Origin of the sequence: Caenispirillum salinarum AK4 (assembly GCF_000315795.1) — a bacterium.
Classification (GTDB): Bacteria; Pseudomonadota; Alphaproteobacteria; order Rhodospirillales; family Rhodospirillaceae; genus Caenispirillum; species Caenispirillum salinarum.
Genome location: NZ_ANHY01000008.1, coordinates 153,837 through 169,994, shown reverse-complemented (window position 1 = coordinate 169,994; position 16,158 = coordinate 153,837). Strand labels below are relative to the sequence as shown.

The following is a 16,158-nucleotide window of genomic DNA, read 5'->3' as shown; positions in this document are numbered from 1 at the left end:
GAACGGCTCCTACTCCTGCGCCACGCGGCGCAGTGCCGCCGCCAGCGGCACCCGGCGCAGGCGGCGGGCCAGGATCAGGCCGACCCCCGCCATCACCACCACGGTCGACCCGACCACCGCCAGCGGCAGCCCGGCATCGACGGCATCGCCCGCCGTCGTGACAGCGGCGGCCACGGCCAGGCCGGCAGCCGTCCCCACCGGCACCGCCAGAAGGCCGACGGCGGCCCCCAACATGGCGAACTCCAGCACCAGCACCCGGTCCACCTGCCGTTGCGACACCCCCAGCGCGCGCAGGATGGTGACATCGTGCTGCCGCGCCCGCGCGCTCGCCAGGACCGTCGCCGCCAGCACCAGCGCCGCCGCCCCCAGCGCAAAACCGGCCAGCCCGAGCAGCAGCGCCCGCACCTGCGCCACTGTGCCCCGCAGCGCTTCCAGGACCGGCGCCATGCGCAGCACCGGTGCGTCCGGGGCCACGTCGGCGATAGCGGCCTCCGCCGCCGCGAGCGCGCCCTGCGGCGCCCACACGGCGGCGATCCGGCTGTGCGGCGGCGGCTCGGCCGGCGGCGACAGAATGATGGGGAAATCCAGGTCGAGGGCCGTCAGGTCCATGCGGCGCAGGTTGGCGACGGTGGCGGTCATCGGTCCCGACGGAGTGGCAAGCGTCAAGGCATCGCCCACGGCCAGATCCAGCCGGCCCGCCACCCGCGCATCCACCGAGGCGAGAAGCGGCCCGGCATGGTCCTCGGCCCACCACGTCCCGGCCGCAAGCTCAGTCCCCGACCGCGGCAGGCGGCGCCAACTCAGGCCCCTATCACCCCGCACCGCCCAGGCGACGGAGCGCGGCACGTCGGTCTCCACCACCGGCGCTCCCTTCAGCCGGCTGATCCGGGCGTGCAGGAAGGGGGCGGTCTCCACCCGCCGCACGTCCGGCACGTCCTTCAGCCGGGCCTGCAGCGCCGCATCGGCCTCGGGCGGCACCGAGAGAACGACGGCATCCGGCGCCTCGGCGGGCAGCGTGGCGTCCATGTGATGCAGGGCCGCCCGTCCCGTCAGCCCCACGGCCGTCACCAGCGCCAGGGACAGGCCAAGCACCACCGTTACCGGCACCGTCGGGGCATCGGGCCGGCCGATGTTGATGAGCGCCATCCGCACCGCTCCGCGCCGCCCCCGCGCCAGGCGCCGGGCCAGCCGCGCCAGCCCGCGCCCCGCCACCGCGAAAAGGGCCGCCGCCGCCGCGCACACGACAAGGAAGGCCGCCGTCGCCACCGGCATTCCGGTCCAGGCGGCCACCACGCCCACCGCCACAGCCCCGGTCGCCACCGCGGCCGCCCACGCCCGGCGGCCGCCGCGCCCGGCGGCCGGTGCCAGGGCGCTCCGCCATACCTCCGGCGGACGATGGCCGGCAGCCCAGGCCAGCGGTCGGATGGCGAAGGCCGCCGCTGCCAGCACGCCCACCGCCACCGCCATGGCAAGGGCTTCCGGCTGCCACGGCGCGGCGGTTCGGATGATCCAGTCCGGCGCCCGGCGCAGCGCCAAGGCCGCCGCACCGCCGCCCGCCGCGCATCCCAGCAGCGATGCAACGACGGCAGCGCCCAGCACCTGGGCGAGAAGCATGCCGAACACCTGGCGCGGCCGCGCCCCCAGAACCTTCAGGGTCGCCGACGTGGGAAGACGCCGCTCCACATGGGCCCGCACCGCGTTGCCAACCCCCAGGCCTCCTGCCACCAGGACCGCCATGGCGATGAGCAGGAACAGGGTGCGCGCGAGGTCGAGCGTCCGCTCGGCGCCGGGCACGCCCTGGCGCCCGTCGACGATCCGCCAGCCGGCATCGGGCTGCCGCTCGGTCAGCAGGCGGATGGCGGCGCCAGCATCCGTTTCACCGCCCAGCCGCAGCCGGTAGTACCAGTAGACGGGCGCGCCGGGCGGGGTCAGCCCCGCATCCGCCAGCGCGGCCTTGTCGACGATCACGCGCGGACCCAGGGAAAAGGCCCGCAACAGCCGGTCGGGCTCGTGCGTGACCACGGCGCGCAGGGTTACCTCCAGGTTGCCCAGCCGCAGACGCTCCCCGAGCGAAAGGTCCAGGGCCTCCAGCAGATCCGGCCCGACCGCCGCGCCCCAGGTGCCGCCATCGCGGTCAAGCGCCTGGTCGAGTGACGCCGCGCCCGTGACCGCTGCCTTACCGTAGAGCGGCCAGGCATCGTCCACGGCCTTGAGTTCCACCAGCGTCCGCCGCCCGCCATCGGCGGTTTCCGCCACCGGGCGCAGCTCCGCGATCTCGCTGACCGTGCCCAGCCCCTCCAGCAGGCGACGTTGATCCGGCATCGCGGGGGCATGGAACAGGCGCAGGGACAGGTCGCCGCCGGCCGCCTGACGCCCGACCGCGGTGAGGCTGTCGAGCACCGCGCCGCCCAGCGACCCCACGGCCGCCATCATGGCGACGCCCAGCGCGATCTGCAGCACCACGAACCACAGGCCGCCGAGGCCGCCGCGCAGGTCGCGCCATGCCAGCTTGCAGACGGTGAAGGACAGCCTCATACGCGCACGCCCGCCGGTGGATTAGGGTCGTCATGGTCGCAACAAAGGGGGCGGCGGGCAATGGCGCCGCGCCGTCCGCCCCGCATCGGCGACGACCGCCGCAGCGGCAGCGCGGCAACTTTCCACCGCCGGCCCTGGTTCTTGCACTGAGGACTCTGCACGACCAGGAATGGAAGGACCCGGACTCCCATGAAGGATGCCGCGCAGGAGGACAACGAGCGCACGGCCTGGCACGCCCTCTCCGGCGACGACGCCCTGGAGCGGCTGGACTCCCGGCGCGAGGGTCTTGGCGACGACGAGGCAAAGCAGCGTCTGGAAAAGCATGGCCGCAACATCCTGCGGCAGGAAGAGGCCCGCCCGTGGTGGAAGCGGCTGCTGGCGCAATTCCAGAACGTGCTGATCATCATCCTCATCATCGCGGGCATCGTGACCACGGTGCTCGGCCAGTGGATCGATGCCGGCGCCATCTTCGGCGTGGTCATCATCAACGCCATCATCGGCTTCTACCAGGAAGGCAAGGCGGAAAAGGCACTGGAGAGCATCAAGGGCATGCTCTCGCCCAAGGCCACGGTCAAGCGCGGCGGGTCCAAGGGCGAGATCGACGCCGAGGAGGTGGTCCCCGGCGACATCGTCGCCATCGAGGCGGGCGACCGGGTGCCGGCCGACATCCGCCTGCTAAATGCCAACCGCCTGCGCATCCAGGAAGCCGCCTTGACCGGCGAGTCTGAGGCCGTGGACAAGACCCCCGACGCGGTGGACGAGGACACCGACCTGGCCGAGCGCTCCAGCCTGGCGCACGCCGGCACCATGGTCGCCCAGGGCAGCGGCGAGGGGGTGGTGGTCGAAACCGGCAAGCGCACCGAGATCGGCCGCATCTCGGAAATGCTGGAGGAAGTGGAGGAAACCCAGACGCCGCTCATGCGGCAGCTGGACCACTTCGCCAAGATCCTGGCCGTCATCATCCTCATCATCGCCGGTGCCATGGGCGCCTTCGGGGCGCTGGTCTACGGGCGCGGGTTGCAGGAGATGTTCCTGGCCGGCGTCGGCCTGGCCGTCGCCGCCATTCCGCAGGGCCTGCCGGCGCTGGTGACCATCACGCTGGCGCTGGGCGTGCAGCGCATGGCCAAGCGCAACGCCATCATCCGCCGGCTGCCGGCGGTGGAGACGCTGGGCAGCGTGTCCACCATCTTCACCGACAAGACCGGCACGCTGACCCGCAACGAGATGACGGCGCGCATCGTCGCGGTCGAGGACGGCGAGGTCGAGGTGTCCGGCACCGGCTTCAAGCCCGAGGGCGACTTCCGGTTCGTGGAGGAAGGCACCGCCGGCCGCGACGACGAGGAGCAGGACGGCCGGGAGCGGCGCGAGAAGGGCGAGGCGATCGAAAGCCTGGACGACGCGCCGCTGCTGCGCCGCTTCCTGTCGACCGGCGCCCTGTGCAACGAGGCGGCGCTGGAGCAGAAGGACGACGAATGGACCATCGCCGGCGATCCGACGGAAGGCGCCCTTGTGGTGGCCGCCGCCAAGGCCGGCATGGACCTGGAGGACCTGCACCGGAAGGCCGAGCGGCAGGACGTCATTCCCTTCGATTCCGAACGCAAGTACATGGCGACGCTCAACCGCGACCCCGAGGGCGGCGGCAGCGTCATCCACGTCAAGGGCGCGCCCGACGTGATCCTGGACATGTGCGACAAGGTCGCCACCGCCGAAGGCGACAGGGACATCGACCGCGACCGCTGGGAGAAGCGGGTCAACGACCTGTCGTCACGCGGGGTCCGCGTGCTGGCGCTGGCCGACAAGCCCGACGCCGGCGACGGGTCGCTGTCCGAGGACACGGTCGAGAGCGGCCTCGTGCTGGTGGGGCTGGTCGGCCTGCTCGACCCGCCGCGGCAGAGCGCCATCGATGCCGTCCGGCGCTGCCACGACGCCGGCATCCATGTGAAGATGGTCACCGGCGACCACGCACTGACCGCCGCTGCCATCGGCGCCCAGATCGGGCTGGAGCACACCGACAATCCCATGTCCGGCAAGGACATCGGCGACACCTCCGACGAAGGGCTGCAGGACAAGGTGCCCGAGGTCGACGTCTTCGCCCGCGCCTCGCCGGAGCACAAGCTGCGCCTGGTGCAGGCCATCCAGGCCAAGGGCGCGGTGTGCGCCATGACCGGCGACGGCGTCAACGACGCACCGGCGCTGAAGCGCGCCGACGTGGGTGTCGCCATGGGCATCCAGGGCACCGAAGCCGCCAAGGAGGCCGGCGAGATGGTGCTCGCCGACGACAACTTCGCCTCCATCGCCAACGCGGTGGAGGAAGGCCGGACGGTCTACGACAACATCCGCAAGGCCATAACCTTCCTGCTGCCCAGCAACGGCGGCGAGGCGCTGTCCATCATGGCGGCGATCCTGCTGGGCATGTCCATGCCGATCACGCCGGTGCAGATTCTCTGGGTGAACATGGTCACGGCGGTGACGCTGGGCCTGTCGCTGGCCTTCGAGCCGGCGGAGGACGACGTCATGGCCCGCGCCCCGCGCGACCCGGACGAGCCCATCCTGACGCGCTTCCTGGTGTGGCGCGTGGTGTTCGTCTCGCTGCTGCTGGTGGGCGCGGTGTTCGGCATTTTCCTGTACGCCGGCGGCGGCTCGGAAGGGAACGCGGAGCTGGCGCGCACTGCGGCGGTGAACATGCTGGTGGCCGGCGAGATCGCCTATCTGTTCAACATCCGCAAGCTGACCGACCGGTCGTTGTCGGCCAAGGGGCTGGCGGGGTCGCGCCCGGCGCTGATCGCCACCGGGCTGGTGATCGCCGCGCAGGTCCTTTGGACCTACACCGGCCCCATGCAGTACCTGTTCGGCAGCACCGCCATGCCGCTGATGTACTGGGCCATCATCGCCGCGGCGCTGGTCGGCATCTTCCTGATCGTGGAGGTCGAGAAAACCTTCTGGCGCCGCCGCAGCGGCAAGACGCGCCGGGCAGAGGAGTAGACCATGTTCGTGTTCTTCTCCAACCGCCTTGGCTGCCTGGGATCGCTGGCCGTCTCGGTGGTGCTGACGGTGGTCCTGCTGATGGTGTTCGGCATCCTGTAGGAGCGAGCCTGCGGCCGGCGACAGCGCGCCGCCCCCTTGCCTCCCGGCCGCCATCCCGCGATGATCGGGCCGGGGAAAGAGGGAGAGATCATGCGCACGATCCTGATGCTGCTGGCGCTTCTTGCCGCCGCGCCAGCCACGGCGGCGGAGGCCGGGCGGCCGCTGCTGCCGGGCATCATCGGCGGCGACGACCGGGTGATGCTGGACAGCGCGGCGGCGCCGTGGTCGGCGCTGGGGCGCGTGAACCGGGCGCGGGGCGGGTTCTGCACCGGAACGCTGATCGCGCCCGACCGCGTTCTGACGGCGCGCCACTGCCTGACGGCGCGGCCGGGCAACCGATATCTGCCGGTGTCGGAACTGCACTTCGTGGCGGGCTACCGGCGCGGCGACTTCATCGCCCACGGCCGCGTCGCCCGCATCCAGGCCCCGCCCCTGTCCGAGCAGGGGAAGGCGGCGGACTGGGCCGTGCTGCACCTCGACGGTACCCTGCCCGTCCCGCCGCTTCCCGTGCGCCGGCCCGATGACGGGCTGCCGGCGGTGATCGCCGGCTACAGCCAGAACCGGCCGCACCTGCTCAGCCTGTCGGAGGATTGCGCGCTGGCGACGCCGGCCGGCGCGCCCGACCTGCGCCTGCACCGCTGCGACACCACGCGCGGCACGTCCGGTGCGCCGGTGCTGCAGGACGGGCCCGAGGGGCCGGTGGTGGTGGGGGTCGTCAGCGGCTTCGTCACCACCGCCGACGGCCACGGCGCCGGGCTTCTGGTGAGCGCCGAAGCGGTGGAGGGCGTTGAGGTTTCGCCATGACCACCGCGCTTTTCATCCTCGATATCTGCGCCGCCCTCGCCGCCCTGGCGGCCGCCTGGCTCTGGTACGCCGCCGGGCAGCGGCCGCAGCGCCGCGTCTCCAAGGAAGAGGACCTGGACTACCAGGACTTCAACCGGCTGGCGACGGGCATCAACCGCTCCAACCTGCTCAACCGCCGCGCCGCCCTGGCGACGGCGGCGTCGTCATCGCTGGTGGCGCTGCGGCTGCTGGTGGATGCGTTCATCTAAGGAAGCGCGAGCGTCCCGTCGCTGATCATCACCGCCGAGCCACCGATGCGCACCGCCGTCATGGCGCCGTCCTCGCGGTCCAGTTCCAGGCCAATGGTGCTGGGGCGGCCCATGTCCGCGCCCTGGATGATGGTCCAGGCCAGCGTCTCGCGCCCCGTGCCCGGTTGCACCCGGTCCAGCCACGCCGCCAGAGCCGTCGCGGCGGAGCCCGTGGCCGGGTCCTCGGGAATACCCATGGCGGGGGCGAACATGCGGGCGTGCACCGCGCTCGGCCGTTGCGGATCGTCCAGGGCGACCACATAGGGGTCGGGCGCACCGGCCTGCTTGTACTCTTCGTAGAGCGCGCTGTTCAGGCGGATGCGCGACAGCGCGTCCGGCGCCACGGGCACCACGGCGAAGGCGACGCCGCCGACGGTGCAGACGGCAGGGCTCAAGGGCTCGCGCGTCACCACGTCGCCCGGCTCCAGGCCCAGCATCCGGGCGATCGCCCGCGCGGGCGGCAGGCCCTCGGTGCTGAGCGAGGGGATGCCCGGGGCGGTGAAGGTGGCCGTCGGGCGGCCCGAGCCGTCGCGGTCAAGAGCCACAGGCACCGCCCCCGCCTTCATCTCCAGCGTCAGCGCCCCGCGTCCGTCTTCGTCCCGCTCCACCCGGCCGAGCGCCGCCAGCGTCAGGGCGCAGCCGACGGTGGGATGACCGGCAAACGGCAGCTCGCGCGCCGGGGTGAAGATGCGCACCGACGCCGTGTGCGCCGGGTCCTTCGGCGGCAGGACGAAGATGGTCTCCGACAGGTTGAACTCCCGCGCGACGGTCTGCATGGTCCGGTCGTCCAGCCCCTCGGCCTCGGGCACCACGGCCAGGGGGTTGCCGCCGAAGGCCGTGTCGGTGAAGACGTCGCAGGTGAGGAAATGGTACTGGCGCATGGGAAACCTCCTTCTCCGGCCGTCAGACTAGCAGCACGGCGCGCCGGAGCCAGGGCCATATATCCTATCTTCGATCAAGCAGCGCCCCGATGTGGTTGAGGCGCGGCACACTGTCGCAGACGATCTTGAAGGTCGCCAGCATGGGCACGGCCAGCAACATGCCGGGAATGCCCCACATCCACCCCCAGACCATCAGCGCCAGGAACACGGCGACGGGACTGATGGTCAGGCGGCGGCCGATCAGGCTGGGGGTGACGAACTGGCCTTCCAGCGTCGTCAGGCCGAAGAACACCAGCGGCGGGATGATCGCCAGGCTGATCTGCGAGAACGTCAGCAGCGACACCACGCCGATCACGACCAGCGTCGCCGCCGCCCCCAGGAAGGGCACGAAGTTGGTGATGGCCGCCAGCGCCCCCCACAGCATGGGCGTCGGCATCCCCAGCGCCCACATGGCCAGCCCCGTGACGATGCCGAGCGCGAGGTTGATGAGCGTGATGGTAATCAGGTAGGCGGATATGTCCTGCTCCGCCCGTCGGAAGATGTCCACGGTGCGCTTGCGCTCTCCCCGCCGCCTGGACCGCCGCAGCATGGACCGAAGCAGGCTGTCGCCCGTGGCCAGCATGAAATACAGCAGCACCAGCATCAGCGCACCCGAGGCGACCACCGTTCCCGCCTGGGTGAGCATGCTTTCCGCCAGCCCCGGCTGCTTGACGACGACCTCGGGCGTGCCTTCGTCCTCTCCCTGCGTCGCCTCGGCCATGCTCTCGGTGGCCTCGCGGATCTCGTCCAGGGGCTTGCGGATTTCCGCCAGCCGCATGCGCAGGACGATCATGCTGGTGGGCGCCCGGTCGAGCCATGCCGAGGCAGGCGCGGCCAGGGACGTCGCCGCGCCGCCGATGGCGGCGACGAACAGCAGCACCACGAGCCCCGCCCCGGCGGCCCGCGGCACGCCGAGACGCGAGAGCTTGCGCACCGGCGGCATGAGCAGAAGACGGAACAGCACCGCCAGCGCAATGGGGATGAACAGGGCCGATGCGACGTAAAGCGTTGCGAAGATCGCCAGCACGAACAGCCCGATCAGCGCCGTCTGCCACGTTGGCCGGCGCTCGGGCGGTCTCGGGTCCGGGGCGGCGGACGGCTCCGTGGCCGGGTGCACGGGCAAGGCTTGCCTCCGGGCGTGAAAAAGGCGCCGGCCGCTTGGGCCGACGCCTCTTCAACGTCTTCCTGAGGCGGGAGGTTACACCCGCACCACCTTGCCCGGATTCATGATGCCCTTGGGGTCGAGCGCCTTCTTGATGCGGCGCATCATCTCGATCTCTTCCGCCTGCTTGTAGTGGACGATCTCGTCCACCTTCAGGCGGCCGACGCCGTGCTCGGCGGAGATGGAGCCCACCATGTCCACCACGATGTCGTGGACGATGCGGTTCATGGCGTCCCAGTGACCCAGGTATTCCTTGGGGTCCATGCCCTCGGGCTGGGTCAGGTTGTAGTGGATGTTGCCGTCGCCCACATGGCCGAAGGGACACGGGCGGATGCCCGGCATGGCCTCCGTCACGGCCTTGGTCGCGCGGTCCAGGAACTCCGGCACGCGGGAGACCGGCACGCTGACGTCGTGCTTGATGGACGCGCCCTCGTGCTTCTGGGCTTCCGGCAGACCTTCGCGCAGGCGCCAGAACATCTTGCCCTGGTCCAGGCTTTCGGCGATGACGGCGTCGGCGATGATGCCGTCCTCGAAAGCACTTTCCAGGAAGGTCTCGAAAGCGCCGCGGAGGTTGGCGTCGGGCCGCGAGGAGGAAAACTCCACCAGCACGTACCACGGATGCGGCGCCTCGAACGGATCGGAGACGCCGTCCAGGTGGCGGTCGGCGAGGTCCATGCCGAACCGGCCGATCAGTTCGAACGCCGTCACGGCATCGCCGGACAATGCGCGGGCCTGGGACAGCACACGGGTCACGTCGTGCACGTCGTCCAGGGCGCACAGCGCCGTCTGCTGCTCCACGGGCTTGGGGAACAGCTTGAGCACCGCGCCGGTGATGATGCCGAGCGTCCCCTCGCCGCCGATGAACAGGTGCTTGAGCGCGTAGCCGGTGTTGTCCTTGCCCAGCGACTTCATGTTGTTCCAGATGGTGCCGTCGGGCAGCACCACCTCCAGCCCCAGCACCAGTTCGCGGGTGTTGCCGTACTTCAGTACGTTCACCCCGCCGGCGTTGGAGGCGATGTTGCCGCCGATCTGGCAGGACCCTTGCGCGCCGAGGGCCAGCGGGAACAGGCAATTGGCCTCGTCGGCGGCCTGCTGGATGGTTTCCAGCACCACGCCGGCATCCACCGTGAGGGTGAAATTCACCGGGTCGATGTCGCGGATTCGGTTGAGGCGGGAGGTGTTGAGCACGATCTCGCGGCCGTGCTCGAACGGCACGTTGCCGCCGACCAGGCCGGTGTTGCCGCCCTGGGGCACGATGCCCACGCCCTCATCGGCGCACAGCTTGACCACCTCGGCCACTTCCTGCGCGGTGGCGGGCTTGACCACGGCGAGCGCCTTGCCGACGAACAGCCCGCGCTCCTCGGCCATGAAGGGCGCCATGTCGTCCTCGGCCGTCAGGATGCCCTTCGCCCCGACGACCTCGGTGATGCGGTCCAGCAGTTCGGCCGTGACGGCCTGTTCCAGAAGATCGGACACGGGCTTATCCCTCGTTCCAGCGCGAAAAACGTCGTGGAGGTGATTTAGCCCTTGTCCGGGCGGCGGGCAAGGCTTGGCTACACCCGCATCATCAAGCCCGAGGCGCCGCCGCCCGTTTCAGGCGGTCGTTGATGGCCCGCCCCAGGCCCTCGTCGGGGATGGGCGCCACCGCGATGCCGGTGAACGGCGGCCGGTCCAGGGCGCGCAGGGTGGCGAACAGGGCCGCCGCGGCCTCCTTCACATCCCCCGCCGACGACAGGTCCGCCTCCGCGCCCGCCGTGCCGCCGAAACCGATCAGTGCCTCGCCGGGCTCGGCCGCCGTCGCGTTCAGGCGCACCGGGCGGTCGGGGGCGTAGTGGCTGAGGAGTTGGCCGGGGCTTTTGGGCGCGGCGGGGTCGGCCTCCTGTCCCTCGCCGCCGCTTTCGGCCACGGGTCCGATGAGCGGTTCCAGGTCGGCGGCCGTGATGGCGCCGGGGCGGAGGATGGTGGCGGTGGGCGTCGTCAGGTCCAGCACCGTCGACTCCAGCCCGACCGCACACGGCCCGCCGTCGACGATCAGCGCCACCCGATCGCCCAGGCTTTCCTCCACATGCGCCGCCCGCGTCGGGCTGATGGCGCCCGATCGGTTGGCCGAGGGTGCCGCCACTGGGCGCCCCGCCGCACGCAGAAGCCCTTGCGCCACCGGATGCGCCGGCACGCGCACCGCCACGCTGTCGAGCCCCGCCGACACCAGCAGCGATAGGCCGCTGTCGGCACGGCGCGGCAGCACCAGCGTCAGCGGGCCGGGCCAGAAGGCATCCGCCACCGCCTTCGCCCGGTCGTCCATCTCCACCAGACGCGCGGCAGCGGCGGCGTCGGGCACATGCACGATCAACGGATTGAAGCGCGGCCGCCCCTTGGCCTCGAATATGCCCGCCACCGCCGATTCGCTGGTGGCATCGCCGCCCAGGCCATAGACGGTCTCCGTCGGGAAGGCCACCAGCGCGCCATCCCGCAGAAGCCGTCCGGCCTCGGCCAGCGTGGCGTCGGCGGCGGGACGGATGCGGCTCACGCGCGGGCTCCGCGGGCAATGAAGTGCGGGTTGAGGAACCTGTCCTTGGCGTAGAGGAACGGCGCCCCGTCCACCAGCGTCACCGATCCGCCGGCGGCGTTCAGCACCGCATGGGCGGCGGCCGTGTCCCATTCGCAGGTGGGGCCGAAGCGGGGATAGATGTCGGCCGCGCCCTCGGCCACCCGGCAGAACTTGAGCGACGATCCGGCGTTGATGACCTGCTTCACCGGCTTGTCGCCCAGGTAATCCTTCAATGCCTCCGAGTTCGCGTGGCTGCGGCTGGACAGAACGATCAGCCCGTCGGGGTCAGGCGCGCGCACGGAGATGCGCTGCCGCTCGCCGCTTTCCTCCAGCGTCGCGGTGCCGGGACCGCAGCCGGTGAACAGGCGGTCCAGCACGGGGCAGTAGACCAGGCCCAGCACGGGCTCGCCGTCGACGATGAGGCCGACGTTCACGGTGAACTCGTCCCGGCGGTTGACGAATTCCTTGGTGCCGTCCAGCGGGTCCACCAGCCAGAAGGCGCCGCCGGAGATGTCGGGAATGTTGCCGGCGTCCACCTGTTCCTCCGCCACCACCGGGATGTCAGGCGTCAGGCGGGCCAGAGCCTCGAGGATCACCGCTTCGGCCGCGCGGTCGGCGGCGGTGACGGGGCTGGCGTCGTCCTTGCGAAAGACCTCGAAGTCGCTGTTGTAGACCTTCAGCGTCTCCGCCCCCGCTTCACGGACCACGGGACGCAGGTCCTCCAGCAGGCGGGCGAGGTCGAGGCTCGGGTCGGGAAGCGGCATGCGCGGTCTCCGGCTGGGCAGGGTGAACGTGTCCGGCCGGTTTAGCGCACGCCGCGCCCGTTGTCAGTACGCGAGAGGCATTACCCCTTCACGGACTTGGCCGTGAACCGCTCCACCGTCAGCGTCGGCGACCAGTGGTGCGCCGGCAGCCCGGCCTTCTGCTTCAGGTGCCGGACGAAGTCGCGGGGATCGGGCAGGCTTTCCCACACCGCCGGCAGGAACAGGCCGCGCTGGCCCCGGTCGCCCAGGATCAGCCCGTCGACGCCGGGGCGGACACGGGCGATCAGGTCCTCTTCCGAGTCGACCGGGAACGGCATGGCCGGGGTCAGCACCGACAGCGACAACCCCAGGTCCGCCAGTTCGCCGGCCATAAGCGGCGGGAAGCGCGGATCGTGAAAGGCCGCCCGGTAGGCGTTTTCCGCCACGTCCTGCACCAGCGGGCGCCAGGCCTGGGGGCTGCCGATGCAACCCCGCAGGTGGCCGGAGCCCGTGGTCAGCGTGACGAAACAGGCGCCGTTCGCCCGCAGCGGCGCGGCATGGGCCATGACGTCCACCGTCAGCGGCTGCCCGTGCGACAGCGCATGGCGGATGGACTCGCGGGCGACGCCGGTCAGGGTCGCGCCGTGGTCCCGCAGCATGTCCTCCACCGACGCTTCCGGATCAGCAGCCTCCGGCCGGTGCGCCTGCGGTTCATAGAGCGCCCAGGCGGCATATCCCACCACCCGGTCGCGCGGCCCGGCGGTGTCGCCCGAGGACCGCGCGTCCAGAGTCTCGATGGACATGCGGCGCTTTTTCGCGCTCAGGAGCAGCCCCGCCATGGGCGTCAGGCCGCAGGCGTTCTCGTGGGTCAGGCGCGAGGGGTCCAGGTGCTCCACCGCCGCGACCGTGCCGGCGTCGACGCGGCGGGCGGTGTCATAGTCCAGGAAGTGCGACAGGTCGGTCGAGATGACGATCAACGTTTCCTCGCCGCCCCACAGGTGGTCGAGCAGCGCCGCCACCTCGTCGGCCTTCGCATCGCCGACGCACACCGGCACCACCTCGGGCTCCGGCCCCAGGATGGCGCGCAGGAAGGGCAGGTGGACCTCCAGGCTGTGCTCCTGCTGGTGCGCCTTGTCCGAGAAGCCGGCGCCGGGCACATGCTCGGCCACGTCGTTGATGGCGTCGGTGTCCAGGGCCACCGGGCCGAGCGGCGTCTCGAAACTGTCCACGGTGGGCAGGGCGAGGCCGCGGAACGGCACGCGATGGGCCGGTCCCAGCAGCACGACGCGCTTGACCCGCCCCTTCAGCGGCGCCAGCCGGGCATAGGCCAGCGCCGCCGTGGGGCCCGAGAACATATAGCCCGCGTGCGGCGCGATGATCGCCTTGGGCACGGGCGTCTCGGCCGGCGTGGCTGCGCGGGCCTCGGCCATCAGATCGTCGACGGTGCGGGTCAGGGTGGCGGCGTCGCCCGGATAAAAGGCGCCGGCCACCGCCGCGGGGCGCATGTGGGTCATGGCGCGCTCCTCTCGTGAACGGTGTCTGGGAAATCTTACGCGAAAGGTAGGGCGAAGGGTGCCATTCGACCAGTCCAGGCGTTGCAGAAACAGGGCCATCGCGCCATCTCTCGTTCACCTTTTGTAACACCGCCCTTGCCGCCGGTCCGGTCTGGACCAGCGGACGGCGGGGCCACCGAGGAGGGCCATGCCCATGACCGACCTCCCCTTCCCCGAGGCCGTCACCGGACGCCATTTCCAGAAGCTTTCCGACGGGCGCGTGGAGTGTCGCGTCTGCCCGCGGCTGTGCAAGATCCACGACGGCCAGCGCGGCCTGTGCTTCGTGCGCGGCGCCCAGAACGGCGAGATCGTGCTGACCACCTACGGCCGGTCGTCGGGGTTCTGCATCGATCCCGTCGAGAAGAAGCCACTCAACCACTTCCTGCCGGGCACGCCGATCCTGAGCTTCGGCACGGCGGGCTGCAACCTGACCTGCAAGTTCTGCCAGAACTGGGACATCTCCAAGGCGCGCCAGTTCGACAAGCTGCAGGACCAGGCTAGTCCTGAGATGATCGCGCGCGCTGCCGAGCAGGTGGGCGCGCGGTCGGTGGCGTTCACCTACAACGACCCGGTGATCTTCCTGGAATACGCCACGGACGTGGCCGACGCCTGCCATGCGCGCGGCATCAAGACCGTGGCGGTGACGGCGGGCTACATCACCCCCGAGGCGCGGCCCGACTTCTTCGGCAAGATGGACGCGGCCAACGTGGACCTGAAGGCCTTCACCGAAGGCTTCTACAAGAAGCTGTGCACCGCCGAGCTGGAACCGGTGCTGGAAACCCTGAAGTACCTCAAGCACGAGACCGACGTCTGGTTCGAGATCACCACCCTGCTGATCCCCGGCCAGAACGATTCGGACGACGAGTTGAAGGCCATGACCGGCTGGATCATGGAGAACCTGGGCGGCGACGTGCCCATCCACTTCTCCGCCTTCCACCCCGACTACAAGATGCGCGACATCCACCGCACGCCGGCGGAGACGCTGAGCCGGGCGCGGAGCATCGCCAGGGCGGCGGGCATCAGGTTCGTCTACACGGGCAACGTCCACGATGCCGAGGGCGGCTCCACCTGGTGCCCCCATTGCGACGCTCTGCTGATCGAGCGCGACTGGTACGAATTGGGCCGCTGGAACCTGACCCCGGAAGGCGACTGCGGCAGCTGCGGCACCCACATTCCGGGCGTCTTCGAAGCGCGCCCCGGCACCTGGGGCCGCCAGCGCCGGCCGGTGCATCTGGGGACGGCGGCGTAAAAGCGGCCCTGTCCTTCTCCGCTTGGGCATGGCAAGGAAGGGGCTTCCGCAACCGTCGGGAGCCCCTTTTTCCGTGTCCCCTGCCCGCCTGCCGCTGGCCGCCCTGTGGCGCCTGATCGCGGCCGATATCATCCGCATCGTGTCGCTGTCGCTGGTGCCGCCGGTGCTGGCGGTGGCGCTGACGGCGCGGGGCGAGCCGGCATCGGCCGTGGCCGCCGTCGCGCTGATGCCGTACCTGGGCATCCTGCTCATGTCGCCGCTGGTGCCGGCCTTACGGGCGCGGTTCGGGGCCGTCGCGGCCATCAAGGGCGGCATGGTGCTGTCCACGCTCGCCGCCCTGGGGTTCGCGCTGGGGGACGGCATTGCGGTCTGGGCGGCGGCGGCGCTGCTGGCAGGGCTGGCGGCGGGGATCGAGTGGGTGACCATAGACAGCCTGGTCGCCGAATCCGCCCCGCCCGAAAAGATCGGCCGCCTCACGGGCCTGTTTCAGACGCTCGTCGGGCTGGGGTTCGCCACCGGCCCCGCCATTCCGGCCGTGTTCACGCTGGCCCCGGCGCAGGCGCTGTGGGTTCCCGTGGGGCTGGAGCTTCTGGCCTGGGTGCCGACGCTTCTGGTGCGCGGCGCGGGGCCGGAGCGGCGGGCAACGTCCGATGTGGAGACCGGCCGGCTCGGGCGGGGCGTGCTGGCGGTGCTGATCGCCGCGCCGGGACTGGCGGCGGCGGGGATCGTCGGCGGCGTGTTCGAGAACGGCATGACGGCGCTGTCGACCGTTCAGGCCACCCACCTGGGGTTCGGCGCCTTCACCGCCGTCCTCATGCCCACCGCCATCGCCGTCGGCAGCATCGCCGTGCAGTACCCGGTGGGCTGGTTGGCGGATAAGGTTCCGCCGCGCCGGCTGATGGAGGGCGGGGCCGTGTTGCTGGCCATGGGTGCGGGGCTGCTGGCGCTCACACCCGGCACGCCCTGGCTCATCTGGGCGGTGGCGTTGCTGTGGGGTGGCGTCGGCGGATCGCTCTATACGTTGACCATGACCCATGTGGGCGTGGTCTTCCGCCGGGGGAACGCCGTGCCGGCGGCGACGGCGGCGGCGGTGGCCTTCTATACCGGCGGCGCGATGCTGGGGCCGGCCGTTTCCGGCCCCGCCATGGACCTGTCGGCTGACTACGGGCTGGCGGCGGCGCTGGGGGCCGTCTCCATCATCGCGCTGTTCGTTATCGCGCGGGACCGGCGCGGGGCCTGATCCTCTTGCGCACGCCGTGCGCGTTGCCCACCT

12 protein-coding genes are annotated in these 16,158 nt (G+C 71.2%); 5 read left to right on the top strand and 7 right to left on the bottom strand.

Features of this window, described 5'->3' with window-relative positions; genetic code table 11:
• Positions 1-9 precede the first annotated feature (9 nt).
• Complete coding sequence (locus tag C882_RS10420) at positions 10-2,535, bottom strand: ABC transporter permease (RefSeq protein ID WP_009540560.1); 2,526 nt, start codon at positions 2,533-2,535, stop codon at positions 10-12.
• 189 nt (positions 2,536-2,724) lie between these two features.
• Between C882_RS10420 and C882_RS10415 the strand changes: the two genes are divergently transcribed.
• From C882_RS10415 to C882_RS10405, 3 genes are all read left to right on the top strand, one after another.
• A complete protein-coding gene (locus C882_RS10415; protein WP_009540559.1) occupies positions 2,725-5,517 on the top strand; it encodes a cation-translocating P-type ATPase in 2,793 nt (930 codons plus the stop codon).
• A 192-nt stretch (positions 5,518-5,709) separates the two neighbouring features.
• Positions 5,710-6,423 carry a trypsin-like serine peptidase gene (locus tag C882_RS10410; protein ID WP_009540558.1) on the top strand — a complete coding sequence of 238 codons (714 nt, stop codon included), beginning with the start codon at positions 5,710-5,712 and terminating at the stop codon, positions 6,421-6,423.
• A complete protein-coding gene (locus tag C882_RS10405) occupies positions 6,420-6,671 on the top strand; it encodes a hypothetical protein (protein WP_009540557.1) in 252 nt (83 codons plus the stop codon). Before C882_RS10410 ends, C882_RS10405 begins: the two co-directional genes overlap by 4 nt.
• On the opposite strand, the gene C882_RS10400 is transcribed toward C882_RS10405, so the two are convergent.
• The 6 genes from C882_RS10400 to amrB all read right to left on the bottom strand — a co-directional run bounded on the left by C882_RS10400 (position 6,668) and on the right by amrB (position 13,597).
• Positions 6,668-7,591: a PhzF family phenazine biosynthesis protein gene (locus C882_RS10400; RefSeq protein ID WP_009540556.1), complete on the bottom strand. Its 924-nt coding sequence runs from the start codon at positions 7,589-7,591 to the stop codon at positions 6,668-6,670. The two genes, C882_RS10405 and C882_RS10400, sit on opposite strands and share 4 nt — an antisense overlap.
• Before the next feature lie 64 nt (positions 7,592-7,655).
• Positions 7,656-8,747 carry an AI-2E family transporter gene (locus C882_RS10395; RefSeq protein WP_009540555.1) on the bottom strand — a complete coding sequence of 364 codons (1,092 nt, stop codon included), beginning with the start codon at positions 8,745-8,747 and terminating at the stop codon, positions 7,656-7,658.
• A gap of 81 nt (positions 8,748-8,828) precedes the next feature.
• Positions 8,829-10,268, bottom strand: a complete 1,440-nt coding sequence (locus C882_RS10390) for an FAD-binding oxidoreductase (protein ID WP_009540554.1) — start codon at positions 10,266-10,268, stop codon at positions 8,829-8,831.
• Positions 10,269-10,359: 91 nt separating this feature from the next.
• Positions 10,360-11,319 (bottom strand): L-threonylcarbamoyladenylate synthase, encoded by a 960-nt coding sequence (locus tag C882_RS10385; protein WP_009540553.1) that lies wholly within the window; start codon positions 11,317-11,319, stop codon positions 10,360-10,362.
• A complete protein-coding gene (gene cysQ / locus C882_RS25430; RefSeq protein ID WP_009540552.1) occupies positions 11,316-12,104 on the bottom strand; it encodes a 3'(2'),5'-bisphosphate nucleotidase CysQ in 789 nt (262 codons plus the stop codon). The genes C882_RS10385 and cysQ overlap by 4 nt, the downstream gene beginning before the upstream one ends.
• Before the next feature lie 80 nt (positions 12,105-12,184).
• Positions 12,185-13,597: an AmmeMemoRadiSam system protein B gene (gene amrB, locus C882_RS10375; protein ID WP_009540551.1), complete on the bottom strand. Its 1,413-nt coding sequence runs from the start codon at positions 13,595-13,597 to the stop codon at positions 12,185-12,187.
• A 187-nt stretch (positions 13,598-13,784) separates the two neighbouring features.
• On the opposite strand from amrB, the gene amrS reads away from it, so the two are divergent.
• Positions 13,785-14,885, top strand: a complete 1,101-nt coding sequence (amrS, locus tag C882_RS10370) for an AmmeMemoRadiSam system radical SAM enzyme (protein ID WP_009540550.1) — start codon at positions 13,785-13,787, stop codon at positions 14,883-14,885.
• A gap of 73 nt (positions 14,886-14,958) precedes the next feature.
• Positions 14,959-16,125: an MFS transporter gene (locus C882_RS10365; RefSeq protein WP_009540549.1), complete on the top strand. Its 1,167-nt coding sequence runs from the start codon at positions 14,959-14,961 to the stop codon at positions 16,123-16,125.
• The last annotated feature ends 33 nt before the right edge of the window (positions 16,126-16,158 follow it).